At 60.7% G+C, this 16,863-nt stretch carries 17 protein-coding genes; 1 reads left to right on the top strand and 16 read right to left on the bottom strand.

Features of this window, described 5'->3' with window-relative positions; genetic code table 11:
* From ABIB91_RS40695 to ABIB91_RS40650, 10 genes are all read right to left on the bottom strand, one after another.
* Window positions 1-224, bottom strand: a 224-nt coding sequence (locus ABIB91_RS40695; protein WP_354168083.1) for a proton-translocating transhydrogenase family protein, incomplete at its 3' end; no start/stop codon positions are given.
* Between the two features lie 11 nt (window positions 225-235).
* Window positions 236-1,363 carry a Re/Si-specific NAD(P)(+) transhydrogenase subunit alpha gene (locus tag ABIB91_RS40690; RefSeq protein ID WP_354172681.1) on the bottom strand — a complete coding sequence of 376 codons (1,128 nt, stop codon included), beginning with the start codon at window positions 1,361-1,363 and terminating at the stop codon, window positions 236-238.
* A 1,115-nt stretch (window positions 1,364-2,478) separates the two neighbouring features.
* The gene (locus tag ABIB91_RS40685; RefSeq protein WP_354172679.1) at window positions 2,479-3,261 is read right to left on the bottom strand and encodes an SDR family NAD(P)-dependent oxidoreductase; all 783 of its coding nucleotides are present in this window, start codon (window positions 3,259-3,261) and stop codon (window positions 2,479-2,481) included.
* Window positions 3,258-3,578: a RedY/HapK family protein gene (locus ABIB91_RS40680; protein WP_354172677.1), complete on the bottom strand. Its 321-nt coding sequence runs from the start codon at window positions 3,576-3,578 to the stop codon at window positions 3,258-3,260. Before ABIB91_RS40680 ends, ABIB91_RS40685 begins: the two co-directional genes overlap by 4 nt.
* Window positions 3,579-3,849: 271 nt before the next feature.
* Window positions 3,850-4,905: an LLM class flavin-dependent oxidoreductase gene (locus tag ABIB91_RS40675; protein ID WP_354172675.1), complete on the bottom strand. Its 1,056-nt coding sequence runs from the start codon at window positions 4,903-4,905 to the stop codon at window positions 3,850-3,852.
* Window positions 4,906-4,936: 31 nt separating this feature from the next.
* A complete protein-coding gene (locus ABIB91_RS40670; RefSeq protein WP_354236471.1) occupies window positions 4,937-5,602 on the bottom strand; it encodes an oligopeptide/dipeptide ABC transporter ATP-binding protein in 666 nt (221 codons plus the stop codon).
* Window positions 5,599-5,811, bottom strand: a complete 213-nt coding sequence (locus ABIB91_RS40665) for an ABC transporter permease family protein (protein WP_354172673.1) — start codon at window positions 5,809-5,811, stop codon at window positions 5,599-5,601. The genes ABIB91_RS40670 and ABIB91_RS40665 overlap by 4 nt, the downstream gene beginning before the upstream one ends.
* Window positions 5,812-5,839: 28 nt before the next feature.
* Window positions 5,840-7,465: an ABC transporter substrate-binding protein gene (locus tag ABIB91_RS40660; RefSeq protein ID WP_354172671.1), complete on the bottom strand. Its 1,626-nt coding sequence runs from the start codon at window positions 7,463-7,465 to the stop codon at window positions 5,840-5,842.
* A 194-nt stretch (window positions 7,466-7,659) separates the two neighbouring features.
* Window positions 7,660-8,394: a GntR family transcriptional regulator gene (locus ABIB91_RS40655; RefSeq protein ID WP_354172669.1), complete on the bottom strand. Its 735-nt coding sequence runs from the start codon at window positions 8,392-8,394 to the stop codon at window positions 7,660-7,662.
* A gap of 304 nt (window positions 8,395-8,698) precedes the next feature.
* Window positions 8,699-10,219 carry a porin gene (locus tag ABIB91_RS40650; RefSeq protein WP_354172667.1) on the bottom strand — a complete coding sequence of 507 codons (1,521 nt, stop codon included), beginning with the start codon at window positions 10,217-10,219 and terminating at the stop codon, window positions 8,699-8,701.
* 328 nt (window positions 10,220-10,547) lie between these two features.
* Here ABIB91_RS40650 and ABIB91_RS40645 point away from each other — a divergent pair, with 328 nt between their 5' ends.
* Window positions 10,548-11,102, top strand: a complete 555-nt coding sequence (locus ABIB91_RS40645) for a MarR family winged helix-turn-helix transcriptional regulator (RefSeq protein ID WP_354172665.1) — start codon at window positions 10,548-10,550, stop codon at window positions 11,100-11,102.
* A gap of 196 nt (window positions 11,103-11,298) precedes the next feature.
* Here the strand turns inward: ABIB91_RS40645 and ABIB91_RS40640 are convergent, their stop codons facing one another.
* The 6 genes from ABIB91_RS40640 to ABIB91_RS40615 form a co-directional block, all read right to left on the bottom strand.
* Window positions 11,299-12,504 carry an alpha/beta hydrolase family protein gene (locus tag ABIB91_RS40640; protein ID WP_354172663.1) on the bottom strand — a complete coding sequence of 402 codons (1,206 nt, stop codon included), beginning with the start codon at window positions 12,502-12,504 and terminating at the stop codon, window positions 11,299-11,301.
* A 396-nt stretch (window positions 12,505-12,900) separates the two neighbouring features.
* Entirely contained in the window at window positions 12,901-13,833 is a 933-nt protein-coding gene (gene kce / locus ABIB91_RS40635; protein WP_354172660.1) for a 3,5-dioxohexanoate:acetyl-CoA acetone transferase, read from the bottom strand.
* Window positions 13,834-14,009: 176 nt separating this feature from the next.
* A complete protein-coding gene (locus ABIB91_RS40630; RefSeq protein ID WP_354172658.1) occupies window positions 14,010-14,888 on the bottom strand; it encodes an SMP-30/gluconolactonase/LRE family protein in 879 nt (292 codons plus the stop codon).
* Window positions 14,889-14,910: 22 nt separating this feature from the next.
* A complete protein-coding gene (locus ABIB91_RS40625; protein WP_354172656.1) occupies window positions 14,911-15,699 on the bottom strand; it encodes an SDR family oxidoreductase in 789 nt (262 codons plus the stop codon).
* A complete protein-coding gene (locus ABIB91_RS40620) occupies window positions 15,696-16,436 on the bottom strand; it encodes a GntR family transcriptional regulator (protein WP_354172654.1) in 741 nt (246 codons plus the stop codon). The genes ABIB91_RS40625 and ABIB91_RS40620 overlap by 4 nt, the downstream gene beginning before the upstream one ends.
* Window positions 16,437-16,652: 216 nt before the next feature.
* On the bottom strand, window positions 16,653-16,863 hold a 211-nt coding region (locus ABIB91_RS40615), incomplete at its 5' end, for a hypothetical protein (RefSeq protein WP_354172652.1).

Below are 16,863 nucleotides of genomic sequence, written 5' to 3'. Positions count from 1 at the left end.
CCGAAGCCGCGCGCCCAGCCCGAGCCGCTCGAGATCATGCCGACGCCGACCGCGAGCAGCGCGCCGACCACGATCACCGAGGAGATCGCGTTGGTGACGCTCATCAGCGGCGTATGCAGCGCAGGGGTCACCGACCACACCACGAAATAGCCGACGAAGACGGCGAGAACGAAGATCGACAGCCGGAAGACGAAGGGGTCGACGACTTGTGCAATATGCTCCATGACGGCTCTCCTTACGCTTTCGGCTGGAAATTCGGGTGGATGACGGCGCCGTCCCTGGTTAGCGCGGTCGCTTTGACGAGTTCGTCGTCCCAGTTCACGGCCAGCGCCTTGCTGGTCTTGTCGATCATCGTTTCGATGAAGTTGAACAAATTGCGCGCGTAGAGGCTGGAGGCCGACGCCGCGACGCGGCCGGCGACGTTGGTGTAGCCGACGATCTTGATGCCATCGACCTCGGCGACCTCGCCCGCCTTGACGCCTTCGACATTGCCGCCGCGTTCGACGGCGAGATCGACCAGCACCGACCCCGGCTTCATCGACCTGACCATCTCGGCCGTGACGAGCCTCGGCGCCGGCCGGCCCGGAATCAGCGCAGTCGTGATCACGATGTCCTGCTTCTTGATGTGCTCGGCGGTAAGCGCGGCCTGCTTGGCCTGGTATTCCTTGGACATTTCCTTGGCGTAGCCGCCGGCGGTCTGCGCGTTCTTGAATTCCTCGTCCTCTACGGCGAGGAATTTCGCACCGAGCGATTCGACCTGCTCCTTGGTAGCGGGCCGGACGTCGGTCGCGGTGACGACGGCGCCGAGACGGCGCGCGGTCGCGATCGCCTGAAGGCCGGCGACGCCGACGCCCATCACGAACACTTTGGCGGCGGGCACGGTGCCGGCCGCGGTCATCATCATCGGGAAGGCGCGTCCGAAGGCCTCGGCGCCTTCGATTACGGCGCGGTAGCCGGCGAGGTTGGCCTGCGAGGACAGCACGTCCATCACCTGCGCGCGCGTGATGCGCGGCATCAATTCCATCGCGAAGGCGGAGACGCCGGCATCGGCGATCGTCTTCAGCGCGGCCTCGTTGCCGTAGGGGTCCATGATGGCGATGACCAGCGCGCCGCGCTTGTACTGCGCTAACTCGGAGGCTTCAGGGCGCTTCACCTTGATGATGATATCGGCGTCCTTCAGCGCGTCGGCGCTGACGGTGGCGCCCACGGCAGTGAATTCGGAGTCCGGCAGACCCGACTTGAGGCCGGCGCCCGGCTCGACGGCGATCTCGGCGCCCAGCGCCTTGAACTTCTTCACCGTATCCGGCGAAGCGGCGACCCGCGGCTCCGACGGATCGATTTCCTTGGCAACGGCAACCTTCATGAAACCTCCCGGCGAGTGCCGCCTGTCTTCGTGCAATGGTCTTCCGAGTGCAGGCCCGCGGAACGGCCGAGTTTATTTTTGGTGATGACCTGTCCGCACTGGGGATAAGCTCGTTTGCTGGACTCTATTACGTGCCCGGCGCGCTTCCTAAAGACGCCGAGCCTTTTAAGCTCTAGCGGCGCAGCGCCGCTTTTCTACTCGACGCGATCTGCCAAATCGCAATGGAGCTCTCAGGCCGCTGGTCCGAATGGAGAGACAATGTTGCCAGCGCGGCATTCCGTACGCGGACTATCCCGCCCGGGCCAAGCCGGGACACCGACCATCGCGCCACGCCTGAATCGAAAGCTCGCTCACTCGTTACCCATAATCAAATGAGGATTGCGGCGGATGAACCTCAAGGTCAGGCGCCCTGCCGCATCCAGCTGCCGATTGCACCTCACATTGGATCCCCGCCCCATTGCATTTTGCCTCGCATCTGCGCGCAAGCTAGCACTGCGAAGGTCTCGTTTCTCGGCGATCTGACTGCCTTTGCTGGATAGTTGCGGTGGAATCCGCCGCAAGATTGGAGGTGAGCGAAACATTTCTGCAAGATGCGATGGATTCTAGACAGACGATCGAATCAACAACGGACAGCACCTGCAGCGAATGTCGCGCGCTCGTGGCGCAGCCAAGAAGCGGAAAAGCCTGCGGCGCAGCACACGTTCCAGCTGCTGAACGGGGCCCAGAGGACATTGCCCTTCACCCTTCTCCCGGGAATGAAAAAGGCAGGGCCATCGGCTGTCAGGGACGGAGCCGAAGGAGTTCGGCCGAGACAGTTCTCATCGTCAGCCGCCCGCCCCGGCACCAAGTCGGCCCCGATCACCGGTTGCGACAGAGTTATCTGGGATTGGCTGTTTCTCACCGTAAGACTCAGGCACGAACGCGCCTGACCTAAAGGCAGCCATCCGCGTTGCACCGTTTCGTTGCTTAGACGTGTCGATAAGCGATCGAGCTTCGTCACAGGGCAGTACAAGCCTGGGGGACCCACGAGCGGCCGGACACCGGAAGTCAGCAAAGGGCCGGGAAGGCCAGCGGTCCCTCAAACCAAGGAATGGATTTTTGCCCGCGGCGGACACTCAATCAGTCGTCGTGACGTTGAGTTTCAGGGCGCGCGGCAGCGATCTTCCGCCATCCATGACGATTGATTGTCCCGTCACCGTGGAAAACTCCGATGCACACAGAAGCGCCACCATACGGGCGACTTCCTGTTCCGTAACCAGTCGCGCCAGCGGCGTTTCCATGACGACCGTCGCCTTGTCGTGGGTCATCGCGTCGGTACGCTCGCTGGCGATCTGGCCGGGCACGATCGCATTGACCGTGACAGCGGGCGCAAATTCGAGCGCGAGGCACTGCGTCAAATGGATCAAAGCCTCCTTGGCAAGGCCATAGACCGAATGCGACCTCGCATAGGCCGAGGTTGCGCTCACATTGATGATCCGACCCCAGCCCATTCGCTCCATGCCAGTGACGGTGCATTGAGCGAGCTGGTACGGTGTCCTTAGATTCACCGTCATGACCGTCTCCCACTCCGACAGGGGGAGTGACCGAAACGGCGTATCCGAATAGGGACCCGCATTGTTGACCAGGATGCCTACGGCTCCCAATCGCTCCGTCACGCGGCATACAAGCGCTGCCGCCGCTTCTGGATCTCTGAGGTCAGCCGGAAAGACCGCCGCTTTTCCACCAATCTCGGCGATGCGGGCGACAATGCCTTCTCCCTCGCTCAAAGCACGCCGGCAATGCACCGCGACACGCGCCCCACGCCGGGCGAGCTCGAGTGCGATTGCAGCGCCGGCGCCTGACGAGGAGCCGGTGACAAGGGCGACCTTGCCGTTGAGATCACATTCGCCCGCATTCATGGATCGATTCTCCTGGACCAGATGAACTTCAGCTTCGACTCGTCCAGATACTTATTGTGTATCAGGTCGATGAGATCCTTGGCGGATGTGGCCAGCTCCGCCTCATAGGCTGCGCGATCGCTCACCTCGATGCGCTCGATGTAATCCCAAGGGCCGCCGTCGAACGGCACTGGCTCCGTGAGGCGATGAATCCGATAGCTGATGATCGTCTTCAGCTTTGCTGTAAACGGATAGTCGATTTCGCGCTCGAATCGTTCGTATTCGTCGGAATCGACCCCTGGTTTTAAGGCGGTCAGGATATAGACGACGGTCGTCATGAAGTGCTCCTCATCATTATTGCTCAGGGAGAAAGAGCGAGCTTTCACATCCTCAAGGCCAAGCTTCAACCAGGAGGTTCTTAAATGTTGGGTCAGCGGGTGACGATAAGGTCCTGCTAAACGCCACGAGCGAGCCCATCATCTTGGCTCAGGCCCGCGCCAAGCTGCCCCCAACCCTCAGAGATATCGGCTACGCTGTGCTTCGATCGAAGCGGCGCAACGGGGACCGCTCATAGCCAGCCACTCTCTTTTGCAGCGAATCGCTCGAGGCTTATGGGCTCCGATCGCTGGACTCCTTGGCGAGAGTCGCCTCGACCGCCGGCCAGACCTGGGTTCCGAAGCGCACAATGACATCTTCGTAACTGATACCCGGAGCCGGAACGGGAAAGATATTGAAGCCCGTGACGCCGGCGCGGCGAAGGTCAATGACGTGCTGGGTCACCTCTTCGACAGTCCCGCAGAGGGTGAGAGCGTCGACATGGCGGTCAGTCACGAGGGGGAAGAGTGGCGCGAACGGGGTGACGCCGGCAGCATAAGGGACCGGTCCAATGGCTTCGACGACCTCTTTTGGCAATGTAAGTCCCTGGGTCTGGAGCGTGTAGAACCGCGAAGTGGCTTGCGCAATGATCCGCGTCACTGAAGGCCGCAATATATCCCGTGCCTGCTTACCGTCATCGGCGATACAGCAATCCAGGCGCGCGACAAGCTTAACCTCGCCCGGAGAACGGCCGGCCTTCATGGCGCCCTCGGCGACGGTCGACGCGAAGGCCTTTGCTTCTTCAACAGATCCGCACCCTTCCATCATCACGCCATCGGCGACTGCGCCGCCCATTTTCTGGCCGAGCGGCCCATTGCTTGCGACGCGAACAGGGACGCGCGCGCGTGGTGGGACGAAATTCAATCGGCCGCGCTGAAAACGAACGATCTCGCCCTGATAGTCGACCTCCTGCCCGGCCATCAGCTGACGGATCAGATCAACGGCTTCGCGAATGGCCAGCGGAGGCTTGCGCGGTTGGATCCCCAGCTCGGCGAAGCCGGAGACGCCCGCGCCGATCCCGAGAATGGCGCGGCCTTCCGACATTTCATCGAGGGTGCCCAAGGCCATGGCGGTCAAAGCCGGGTGGCGCGCGAACGGATCGGTAACGCAGGGACCGAGATTGACGCGCGAGGTTTGTCCAGCCAGGTGGGACAGACACGCGTAAGTTTCCCGGTAGAAGCGCTCATCCGCAAGCCAGACGGTTTCAAATCCGCTCTCTTCGGCAAGCCTGGTACGAGCGGCAAGGCGGGACACCGATTGGTCGCCGAGCATCAACAATTCTATCGACATGAACGTCTCCGACAATTGCCTCCGGCCGCGCTCAAGCAGCTGATCCGGCCGAGAGGTGATGAAGAAAGGGCTTGCCTTGCCGCTTCGCCGATCCCGCGGCCAAGCTCCTGACCAGCCCACGCGTCCGATCCTTGACGACGCATGCGATCACGCCGAGGGGCGGCGGATGGGCTGGCCGATCGGCAGAGCGGCAAGAGCTGGGCCTTGCGAGCGCCGGTCTAGGCCTAATGAGACGGGCTTCGTTCCACTCATGTTTGGGTCTGTCGGGCCAAATGGCAGAGGACGTGATGAGCTGGCGCGATTTCCCGTCGCGGGACGGGCTCGGCAAGACCGCCTTGGCCAGCGGACAGCAAGCGCGAAGGCGACAGCCGACGTGAACGGCGGTCGGAGTTGGGATTTCGCCTTTTAAAGCGAAGCGTTCGCGCCGGACGTCCGGATCAGGAACGGGTAGCGATGACAAAAGCGCGCGTGTGTAGGGATGCGTTGGGTCGGCGAATAAGCTGGCCGCATCGCCTTCCTGGACGATGACGCCGAGATCCATGGCTCCGACACCGTGCGGGACACCAAACAGAAGACCAAGACGCACGCTCGCCAACGTCAGCTCGCAGGTGACCGGCAGACCCTGCTTGACGTCAACCAAAACGGGACGGCCAGTCGAGGAGCTTCCGCCGAGATCTTCATGGAGAAGAGCACTCATGTCTGCTCGTATTGCGCATCGAGCAACTGATTCAGCCCCACCCTGTGCTGCATCTCCGCGACAGATTCGGGCATCGCCATCGCGCCAGTCTTCACGAGGGCGGGATTGCCGGGCAACAGATAGACGAGGAGAAAGCCGATGACGCTGGCGCCGAGCAAGGTCGGCGCCAGCAGAGCTACTCGACGAAGCACGAAAGCGAGGAACGACATGACCTTCTCAGCGCGTCCAGGCTGCTTTTCAAGCCAGCTTCATCTTGTCGAAGCGCTCGAACGAATCCCAGTACTTCGCAACGCCCGCGAGCTCAGAACGGGTCACCCTCGCCCAATTGTCGTACCAAAGCAGACCCCACGCCGCGTCATCCAGTAGAATCTTCTGCGCGTCCTTGACTGCGGCCATGCGCCTCGCTGAATCAGCCTCGCGGATATTCTCGTCGATAATCTTGTCGAGGGCAGGATTGGCGTAGCCCCCCTTGTTGGTCGCACTGGCTTTGCTGTGGAAGTTCCAATAGAGGTGATAAAATGGGTCGTTGATCCAGGACTGCCACGTTTCGATCGACAGCTCGTGCCCGCCGCTCGATGACAGCTGGCGGAAGGTCGCGTCGGGCTCCTTCTCGATGCTGACCTGGAATCCGATCTTCTCCAGTTCGCGCTGTATCCAAACCGCTGCTTGCTCATGCGGCGCATAGCCCACACGCACCGCGAGCTTGACCGGGATCGGCCCGGAGCCGAACCCAGCTTCCGCCATCAGTGATTTTGCCTTGGCGACATCATATGTGTACGGCGAGAGCGAACCATCATAGCCGGGCGTTTGAGCTGCGACCGGGCTTTTCATTTGTTCGCCATAGCCATAGAGCACGTTTGGGATGATCGCGTGGATCGGCATCGTGTAGTTGATCGCCTGGCGAACCTTCACATTATCGAACGGCTTTTTCTTCAGATTCATGCAGAGGAAATTGCAATTGGTATCGGGCAGAGACACGACATTGAGGCCCGGCTCGCCCTCAAGACTCTTGAGGTTCTTCGGCGACATCGAATTTGGTCCGATCACCATATCGATGGCCTTGCGCTTGAGCAGGAGAATCCGGTCCGCTTCATTCGCCGTCGATTTGATCACGATGCGCCTGAAATAGGGTGGCGGCCCCCAATAGCCCGGGGTCGCTTCCAGGACTACCTCGACCCCCGGTTCGTTTCTGACAGCTTTGTAGGGCCCAAGCCCGGCCGTATTGCGCTTGAGCCATTGAGCGGCCCAGGGGTCGTCGGCCGTCGCGTGCAGCTTGATCTCTTCGGGATCGAGAAGTGCGTTGTTGGACAAGGCCAGCACGTCGAGCAACATGGCACTTGGCGCCGGCAGGTTGATGGCAAAGGTGCTCTCGTCGCGAACCTCGAATTGATCGGCCTCTGTGACTCCGATCATGGTCGGAAAGATGAGCCGCATGTAGCCGGTGGATTGTAGCCCTCGGTCAAAGAGATATTTCACCGCGCTTGCATTCACCGGCCGCCCGCTGGGAAACTTTAGGCCGCGACGGATCTTGACGACAAGGGTTTTGTTGTCGTTCTCATATGTCCAGCTTTCGCCGATCCCGCCTGTGAAAACACCGGGCTTGGACATCGCAAGGTTGGGCGATCCGCCAACCGGCTCCGCCCCCCAACTCAATACCGTATCGTAGATGTTTGCCTGAACGATATAAGCGCCGTCGGACTTGAACTGTGCCGGATCGAAAGAATCGATATCCGTGCCCCAGGCGACCGTGAGCGTCGGAACGCCCTGTGCATTTGCAGACCCGGTAACAAGGCCCGGCGTGAACATCGCACTTCCGCTCGCCGCCAGCTTGAGAAATTTGCGGCGTGACTGATTTCCAAACATTCAAGTCCCCCTGCGTAGATTGTGGATTGACGTGAACAAGCTCAAATGACGTGAAGGTGCACGAGTCTTCAAAGAGGCTCTCGCAAAGCAGCGGCCAGGAAGGTCGGCTCGCGTCCGTACAATCGACGATCGCTTAGATAAAGGTGCGATCCAGACGCGCGGCTCGGGACGAGGCATGAGCCGCTGCAGGATCCTCATACCGAGGCGTTTCCACGCCTGCGTTTGGGAGTGGCGGCCGAGCGCTTCTTTTCAGGTTTGTCGATAACGCGCGAAAGGCAGTTGGCCGCCTGCATGATGTCATCGGTCACAGCCGCGCGGGCGGCGGGGCCGTCGCGATGCATCAGCGCGTCAAGAATGCGGCGATGCGCATCCATGGAGCGGCGCAGGTGTGCGGCGTCAGGCGCAACGAGTACGAAGCACGGGCCAATCAGAACCCAGAACTTCTCGACCGCACCAAGGATGATCGGGGCTTGAGCGATCTGATAGATCCGCCTATGAAAGGCGAAGTTTGCCGATAGATAGGCCGGTACGTCGACCGCATCGGCGGCTGCCTGGAGGCGATCGTAGAGTTGGGCGATCTCGGTATCATCGACCCCTGTCATGCGGATTGCTGCGCGTTCGGCGAGGAGCCCCTCAAGCGCTACCCGTGCGTCGCGCACGTCGCGCAATTGAGGTCCTGATAGGTGAACCACACTCAGCCGCGCCGTGTCGCTGAACTCGAATGCGCCTTCGGCCTGCAGGCGGCGCAGCGCTTCCCTCACGGGCATCGGGCTCGAACCCAGCGCGTCGGCAAGTCCGCGTATTGTCAGCCTCTGGCCGGGCGCGAAACGGCCGGCCATCACGCCATCACGCAAATGCCGGTAAACTTGATCCGCCATCGAGTCCCGGGCAACGGACGGCAGCGGCGGTAGCGGTTTGTTGTTCTTCACCTTCGCGGATCCTCCCAGATCTGATTCAAGATATGTGATCACAAGTTCTGTTCTGCGTCAAATCGTGTGCTTGCGACGATCATTGGCCTGTTCGCTCGGCAACGCGGCAAGACTTGACGGGTCGTTCCGATCAACGCGAGAGAGCTCGATAAGGCGGCGAGCGGCGATGCACCTGATCTCGCCGTCCAGCGTATTCCGGCTCTGCTTAGAAAGACCTCCGGCGGGCATGCCGGAGGTCTCTTGGAGGTCAAAGTCGGTTCTAAAAAGCCTTTCTTTTCTCCTTCTTGCTCGTTGTTGAAGCGGATCACCAATTACGCTGGGCTCGCAGGAGCAAGCTTAGCGTGCTCTGGTCCTTTAGCTCGTAGGTGGCAGCGGGCTTGGCGATACCCGTCTGGGTCGGTAAGACCACGGTGCTGCCGGCAGCGTATTTCTGATCGAGCATGCTATAGGCCAGATCGGCAGAGAAGGTCAGGTTCTTGACCGGGGTCCAGCGCGTGATCACGCCGGCGACGGCATAGTTGAAGTCCGGATTGCAGCCGGTCGCGCCACTCGAGAGCGCAAGGCCTGCGACGAATGCACCGCAGATGTAATTTTTCGCCGTGCCATTGTATCGCGCAGCAGCCCAAGCACCGTAGATGCCAGTGTTCCAGTAAGGATCCCAGTTATGGGTATAGCCGCCACGGAAGCCGTAGGTGGTGGTCAGCTCCTGACCGGAGCCGGTCACGAACACCGAGTCGGCGAGACCCGCAAGGCCAACGCTCTGGTAAGCCCCCGCGAGGCCCGAGCCTCCGTACATCGCGTAGGTCGTGGGCACAAGATCCTGGAAATTGTAGCGGCTTGCGCCATACGTATACACGGCCTGTACGTTGATCGTGTCACCCGGCCCCGTCGGGAGGTTCTTGATCGAGAGGGCCAATTGACCGGCCCAGCCCCACTTGTCGCCGGCATGACCGCTGGTTTCATCAGCGCCGTAATAGGCGGCGTGATTGTCATGCGCTGCGACTGAGGCCTGGAACAGACCCCAAGCCTGATCGACGCGAAGCATGGCGACAAGGTCCGGAGAGCTTGCACCGGCAATGTCCTTGCTGCCGTACGCACCTGTTGCAAGACCCGCCATTGTCGCGCCGCTGACATTCCAGATGTTGGTCGTATAGTACTGGACCTGATCCTGCGCGGAGAACGAAGCCGTGATACCCTGGCCGAAGTCAGCGGTGTACGTGAATTGATTGACACCGGTAACCGCACCACCGCCGCCCGGCAGACCGTCGAAATTGTTCGAGGGGTAGTTGATCCAGGGCGTTGAGAACTGGGAGATGGTCTTGCCCATCGTGAACCCGGCGAACTGGATGAAGGCCAGATAGACACCAACCGAACCGCTGGCGACGCCAGTTCCGCCGTAAACTGTCGAGCCGTTAGCGGCGCCCGTGCCGGCACCGGTATAGCCACCCGAGCCCCAATCGAACACGCCATCGAAGAAGGTGCGAAGCATGCCGTATTCGGTCGCGGTGCGGGTATCGATCGTCAGATCTTCGCGAGCATTGGTGGAATAGTAGTTGCGCAGACGATTGCCAGCTCCGGGGGCACCATTCACCGCGCCTTGCGTGTAGATCGAGTTGGTGTTCAACGCCGCATCAACGCGCAGGTAACCTCCGAGCTTTATGCAGGTGTCGGTGCCAGGGATGTAGTAGAACCCCTGGCCGTAGAGAGAGCAGACTTTCACGTATTCGACCGGCCTTGCCTTGGCCGGCAGGTCGGCGCCGTGTGCATGACCCATCAAGGTGAGTACAGCGGCCGAACCGCAGAGCATTCGGTTAAACATCTTCATAAGAGCCCTCCAACATTTTCTGCGGCGGCCTTTACGGGCGGTCACCGGAGAATGATCCCAAGTTCACGACTGTTGCTTCTCGTCTTGCGAGCCTCGACGTCTTCGCCACGCACGAATGGATCGATCTGCTTGACGTGCGACCGAGGGCCGCCTCCGTCACGGCCTGGACATTATATAAGTTACTTATATATACAAATGATATAAGCTGGCGAAGCTTTAGATCGGAGAACGTCGTGACATTCGAGCAACACCCACCGCAGCCAAATGATTGCCGTGTCTTTCAAACCGGGTTAGGTAAGTTAACGAACTAATGAAGAGGAGGTCTCGGATGACGCCCCGAGATACGACCCGGCAGCAGCCCTCGCCCAGTGCGAAAGGTCAAAGGACAAGCAAACAGACCGCTTCGTCGGACCGAATCATAGGAGAAGTCGGTTGGGACATCGCGGCCATCAATGTGCATCTGGAGGACATCCGGCGTACGTGGGCAAAGGCGCTTGGCGTCAGCGGCCCTCAATGGCTGATCCTGATGGCGATTGCCGATCAGGATCAGGGAGCGGGCGTGTCCGTCGGGGATGTGTCTGCGAAGATCAACGTCCGCTCACCGTTCGTGACGGCAGAGACCAAGATGCTGGAAAAAGGCGGCTTCGTATCTCGCACCGCCTCTGCGGCGGATGGCCGGGTCGTCTTGATGTCGCTGACCGAAAAGGCACGTAAGGCGATAACAAGCCTTGCCGCCAAGCGCAGAAAGCTGGATGAGGCGATCTTTGCAGATCTCGGCCACGAAAGACTGGAAGATTTCAGGGAAGTGCTTTCGACCATCAAGCGCAGGATGGAGAAAGCGGCCCTTCAGCTCGAGCTGGATGCAAGCAAGCCTGACGTGTGAGCAACTGAGCACTGGAGCGCGTTTAGGCTCGTCATCAGCGAATACATGCCCATGGTTGGAGCGCGAGAGCGATTGATTCCAATCGTATTCGCGCTCTAGAGTGTTTTCGAGCGAAGTGGATACCGGTTCGAGTAAAGAAAACGCGTCAAAACAAGAATCTAGAGCCCCGTTCCGATTCCGTCGGAACGGAAAGGGCCTAGGCCCTCGAGGCGGTGCGCGTATCGTCGGCTGCGATCTGCCGAGAGGTTTTCACGCGGCTTTTTCGCGCTGGAATGGTAAGCGTCTCTTCTTTTCGATCCAGGCGCAGCTGGTCTGTCAGCCAATCGAATATAAACTGCCGACCAATGCTCGGATTGTCGAGTTGCCGGTGCGATGACCCGGTATCCTCGTCCTTGAAAATCTTCAGGTCCATCGGCACGCCGGCGGCGCGACAGTGCTCGTGCAACGCAGTGATATCTTCCTGCTTGGCGTAGTCATGCTCACCCATGACGACCAAACATGGACACTTGATTTGGCGCGCAAGCTTGTAGGGCGGCGATAATCTTGTGCCTGAACCGAACAAGCTGGCGGCGACGTACCTCTGTTCGACATCATCCCAAAATCCTCCGTCGCAAACGGCGGCCGCCCACATCGTTTCGGTTGCAGCCACGCGCGTGGCAAGAGCTCCTCCAAGACCATCGCCAATCAAGGCGATTCGCCTCGCATCGACGTCATCGCGGCTCAGCAGGTAGTCCAGCCAGCAGCGTAGCACCATACTTTGATGATGGACATGTCGATCCTGAAAGCACTCCATCTCTTGCGGCAAGTCGACAACGAGCAACGACACGCCGCTAGCAATGGCGTGAGACTGAAACCTCACCAAAAGGTCTTCCTTGGTATCCCTTTCATGTCCAATGACAACGATCACTGGAGACTTGCGAGGCGCGGCCGATGAACGAATGAGATAGCCTTGGAGCAGATTGTGCCCGACGCAGATCTCCAGCACCTCTCCACGCGGAGACAGCAGTTCCAGGAAGGCAGCGGCACATGATTGGGCAATGCGAGACAGTTCGGGAATTCTCGGGTCGCTCCCAACAAGAAACGCGGCTGCCGTGCGATAATAATTCAAGGCGCGCAGCCATTCGTTCGTCGCCGTCGCAAAGTGGCCATCTGCGTACGACAGCCGCGCGCGCCTTGCGATACGATCCGCTAAGGCCCGCCACTCACTCTGCCAGCTCTCGTCATCGCCGACGACGATCTTGGCCGCAACCATGAGGCACTCGGACACGAAGCTTGCGCCCTCTTGGGCATCTCCCAGCAGGCGTCTCAACTGGGTGCTCTCCACCTCATAATCCGGCCAGTGGATCCAGCCGCCCGCGCCATATCTGGGTGAGCAGTGGACGCTTTTCGCCTGCCTTGGCATCAACCTGCCCCTCCCTGTTAAGCCGCACAGAACGCCTCTGTTCTAGCGCGGTTGATCACCCTTTTTCGTCCGGGCGCTGAATCGACACGTGACGACGTGTCATATGGTGCAGCGCGCGCTTACAAGTCATTTGCGTTGATGATCAGACCGGAGAACACGGCCATGAGACCACTTGGCCGGATCGAACCGCCGTTGCCCATCACGTGTTCGACCATGCCGGCTGAAGGTAAGTAACGGCATCGTACGCGCGCCCGGGCAGGCGACCAGGCGCCAACAGGCAGGGATGCTGCTTCACAGAACTCTCCCGTTGTCGTTGTAGCCGTTCATCGGTCACTCGCTTCTTTTCTGAGCTCGAGCGTCCTCGTTAGGGTTCGAGTTGCCGAATAGATCGCACGCTCAGAAGCCAACATCGCTGGTCCCTTTCAGCTTCAGCATGGCGCGAGCCTCCTCGGGCGTAGCCGCCTCCAAGCCTATTCCTTTCAGGATCGAGCGGGCCAGCCCCACCTGCTCGGCGCTGGAAGCGGCGAGCTTGCCGGGCCCTGCCCAAAGACTGTCCTCGAGCCCCACGCGGATGTTGCCGCCCATCGCGGCAGCCATGGCGCCTATACGCATCTGCGCGGCGCCCGCGCCGAGCACCGACCAGACATAATCGTTGCCGAACAGCCGCTCGGCCGTGCGGCGCATGGTGGCGACGTCCTCGTAATGCGCGCCGATCCCGCCGAGCAGGCCGAAGACGGACTGGATGAAGAACGGTGGCCGGACGAGACCGCGGTCGACAAAATGCTTGAGATTATAGAGATGGCCGACATCGTAGCACTCGAATTCAAATCGCGTGCCACCGGGCGCGCAGACGGCGAGGACCTGCTCGATCTCTGCGAAGGTGTTGCGGAAAACGAGGTTGCGTGAAGATTCCAGGTGCTCGCGTTCCCACTGATGGGTGAACTCGTGATAGCGATCGAGCATCGGGAACAGGCCGAAATTGAAGGAGCCCATATTGAGTGAGGCGAGCTCGGGCCGGAAATGCCGGGCGGGCTCTACGCGTTCGGCAACCGTCATGAATGGGCTGCCGCCGGTCGTAATGTTGATCACGGCCCGCGACCTGCGGCTCAACTCCGGCAGAATCTTCGCAAATCCCTCGACCGATTGGTCCGGCTGACCAGTCTTGGGGTTGCGTGCGTGCACATGCAGGATCGCGGCTCCCGCTTCGGCAGCTCGCACTCCCTCTTCAATGATCTCCTCGGCTGTGACCGGAAGATGCTCGGACATTGAAGGCGTGTGGATCGCGCCGGTCAGCGCGCAGGTGAGAATGACCTTGCCGGTCCTGGCCATGTAAAAAAACCTCCAGATCAAATCGGTAATCGTAAGGGGCGGCCGCGGCCTTTTCGGCTTTCAAGGTCTATCGCCGAGAAGTGGCAGACAGCCGCCAGAATCAGGAGTTCCACCGCGCTTTTCGGATCGTGGAGCTCTCTCGCCTGCGCTTTGATGATGAAGCAGCTTTTGGCAGATCAGCTGCCAAACCGCGGCTCCGGGATGCCTTTGACGCCAAGTCCCTTGATGGCAAATAGGGCCCCGCGCTGCTGCCCATCATCGGGAAATCGCGGCAAGGGCGGCTTCGCCATGGAAGTCACGTACAGAATGTCGAGGTCAGCACCACCGAACATCACGCTCGTGACCTTGCGCACTGGCATCTCGATGATGCGCTCGACGCTGCCGTCGGGCGCGTAGCGCACGAGCTTTCCGTCGTAGACCAGCGCCTGCCAGAGGAACCCTTCTGCATCAACGGTGGCGCCGTCCGCAACACCGCCATTTGAGCGATCCACTGGCGCGAAACGGCGCCGCTTCGTGGCAGCACCGGTCTCGATGTCATAGTCGTAGGCCCAGATCTCTCCCGTCCAGGTGTCGGCGAAATAGAAGATCCTGTCGTCCGGGCTCCAGCACGGGCCATTGGAGACGATGATCTTCTCGTCCAGCACGTGCAGCGAGAGATCGGGATCGAGCCGGTAGAGGCGACCGGAGGCTTCCGCCTCCAGCATATCCATGGAGCCGAATAGGAAACGCCCGCGGCGGTCGACCTTGCCGTCATTCAGCCGATTGCGCGGAAGATGCGTCTCGGGTGCCGCAATCAGCTTGAGCTCGCCGCTCGCCAGATCGAGATCATGAACGCCCGATTGCAGCGCGACGAGCGCATGGGTACCCTCGCGACGCAGCGCCATCGAGCCGATCTTCGCCCCGACATCCCAGGCGTGAAGCTCGCGTCCATCTTCTGTCGCGCGAAAAACGCGACCATCGATGCTGTCTATCCAGTACAGACGCTGCTGCTCCGTGTCCCAAAGCGGGCCTTCGCCCAGCGTCGTCTTCAGATCCGCCACGATCTCGATCTGCAAGTCATCCCCCCGTTCTTACGCTTCACAGATATTCCACGTTCCCGTCAATGCTGATCGCCTGGCCGGTCACGTTGCGTCCACCTGGCGAGCAGAGGAATAAGGCCATCGCTGCAACGTCTTCGGCCGTCACCATGCGGCGCAGCGAGATCTTCTTGAGGTATTCCTGGCGCATCGCTTCGTAGCTGGTATGAAGCTGCTCGGCGCGCGCGCGGATCACGCCTTCCATGCGCGGGCCCTCGACGATACCGGGCAGAAGCGCGTTGACGCGGATGTCGTCGGGACCGAGTTCGGCGGCAAGCGATTTGACGAGCCCGACAATGGCCCATTTCGTTGCGGCGTACGGGGTACGCCAGGCGTAGCCGAGCCGGCCGGCAACGGAGGCCATGCAGAGGATTTGCCCATGGCGCGATTGGCGAAGCATCGGGACTGCATGACGGGCGAAGCGGTACTGCGCGTTGAGATTGACATCGATCGTTTGCTGCCAGTCGAACTCTGCAACGGTATCGATTCCGCCGGTTGGTCCGGCAATGCCTGCATTGTTGATGAGCACGTCGAGCCCACGCCAACGCGCTGCCTGCGCGAGAAAGACGGCGGCGACGGCCTCGTGATCCGACACGTCGGCCTTTGTGGCAAGCACCTTTGGATTCCGATCGCGGAAGGCTGCAAGCGCATCGTCGTTGATGTCGCAGATATGGACATGCGCACCTGCCTCAATGAAGGCATCGGCAAGTGCGGCGCCAATGCCGGACGCGCCTGCCGAGATCAGGACGCGCAGCTCGGGATGAGGCACAAGACGCTGCAGCACGCTCATGCCGGTATACCTCCCCGCCTGCGTCTCGGAACGACCAAGGAGCGCTTTCTGCCCGCTTTGTCGAGAATGCCCGACAGACGACTGGCGGCCTGCATGATGTCGTCGGTCACGGCGGAGCGGGCGGCGGGGGCATCGCGGTCCAAGAGAGCATCGAGGATCTGGCGGTGTGCGTCCATGGAACGCTGCAGGTGGACAGCATCGGATGCAACGAGCACGAGGCAGGGGCCAATGAGCAGCCAAAAATTCTCGACGGCAGCGAGAAGCATCGGGGCGTCCGCGATTTGGTAGATCCGCCGGTGAAAGGAGAAGTTGGTCCATAGATAAGCGGGCCCATCGGCTGCATCAGCGGCTGCTTGAAGCCGCGCGCAGAGTTGCGTCACCTCGGCATCATCGACGCGCGTCATGCGCGAGGCTGCGCGCTCGGCCAGCAGCCCCTCGAGCGCCACGCGCGCATCGCGCACATCCCGCAACTGCGCGTCGGACAGCTGCCCAACGCTCAGCCGCGCCGAACCGCTGAATTCGAAGGCGCCGTCGGCTTGCAGGCGGCGAAGCGCCTCGCGTACCGGCGTCGGGCTTGAGCCCAGCGCCTCGGCGAGGCCGCGGATCATCAGCCTCTGACCCGGCGCAAAGCGACCGGCCATCAGGCCGTCTCTCAAATGACGGTAGACCTGATCCGCCATTGAGCCCCGGGCAATGGCTGGCAATGGCAGCAAGGCAACGAGATTGCTCGATTCCAAGGTCCCCTCCCCTATATGAGATATGTGATCACAATACGAAAAACCCGTCAAGGGCCGCCGCAAAGGCGGTCTGTCTGGTCTATCGAGTTTCGGTTTCGCGCGGTGTGGCGTGGGCGTTGTGTTGTCGACCGGCTCGGATTGAGCGTGATGCGTGCCGGCCGCCGGGACCCTTCGGCAGCAAAGTGCCGCAGATGGAAGGCAAGAAGGTTGGGCTTTTCACGCACCGAGGAATTCGTGCGATGACAGCTGAAGGATGCCGACTGCGTGCAGGCCGTCCACGAAGGTCCGGTACTGCGGTCGCGCCGCGACGATGGCGGTAATGAGTCTCGTTCCTAGCACTACTTTGGCAGAGTTTAAGCTGCGCGGGATTCCCAAATCAGTTTTTTTGTGACTCATGGGTTGTCGGCTTGTGGAGGGGCCGACCATG

Source organism: Bradyrhizobium sp. JR4.3, assembly GCF_040547695.1.
GTDB lineage: Bacteria > Pseudomonadota > Alphaproteobacteria > Rhizobiales > Xanthobacteraceae > Bradyrhizobium > Bradyrhizobium canariense.
Note: the sequence above shows the minus strand (reverse complement) of the source record. Positions and strands in the feature narration are given on the sequence as shown.

What these genes read in the sequence shown, in the direction of transcription:
- ABIB91_RS40690 (WP_354172681.1), bottom strand. Translation starts at nt 1,363, where the DNA reads ATGAAGGTTGCCGTTGCCAAGGAAATCGATCCGTCGGAGCCGCGGGTC.
- ABIB91_RS40685 (WP_354172679.1), bottom strand. Translation starts at nt 3,261, where the DNA reads ATGAATGCGGGCGAATGTGATCTCAACGGCAAGGTCGCCCTTGTCACC.
- ABIB91_RS40680 (WP_354172677.1), bottom strand. Translation starts at nt 3,578, where the DNA reads ATGACGACCGTCGTCTATATCCTGACCGCCTTAAAACCAGGGGTCGAT.
- ABIB91_RS40675 (WP_354172675.1), bottom strand. Translation starts at nt 4,905, where the DNA reads ATGTCGATAGAATTGTTGATGCTCGGCGACCAATCGGTGTCCCGCCTT.
- ABIB91_RS40670 (WP_354236471.1), bottom strand. Translation starts at nt 5,602, where the DNA reads ATGAGTGCTCTTCTCCATGAAGATCTCGGCGGAAGCTCCTCGACTGGC.
- ABIB91_RS40665 (WP_354172673.1), bottom strand. Translation starts at nt 5,811, where the DNA reads ATGTCGTTCCTCGCTTTCGTGCTTCGTCGAGTAGCTCTGCTGGCGCCG.
- ABIB91_RS40660 (WP_354172671.1), bottom strand. Translation starts at nt 7,465, where the DNA reads ATGTTTGGAAATCAGTCACGCCGCAAATTTCTCAAGCTGGCGGCGAGC.
- ABIB91_RS40650 (WP_354172667.1), bottom strand. Translation starts at nt 10,219, where the DNA reads ATGAAGATGTTTAACCGAATGCTCTGCGGTTCGGCCGCTGTACTCACC.
- ABIB91_RS40645 (WP_354172665.1), top strand. Translation starts at nt 10,548, where the DNA reads ATGACGCCCCGAGATACGACCCGGCAGCAGCCCTCGCCCAGTGCGAAA.
- ABIB91_RS40640 (WP_354172663.1), bottom strand. Translation starts at nt 12,504, where the DNA reads ATGCCAAGGCAGGCGAAAAGCGTCCACTGCTCACCCAGATATGGCGCG.
- kce (WP_354172660.1), bottom strand. Translation starts at nt 13,833, where the DNA reads ATGGCCAGGACCGGCAAGGTCATTCTCACCTGCGCGCTGACCGGCGCG.
- ABIB91_RS40625 (WP_354172656.1), bottom strand. Translation starts at nt 15,699, where the DNA reads ATGAGCGTGCTGCAGCGTCTTGTGCCTCATCCCGAGCTGCGCGTCCTG.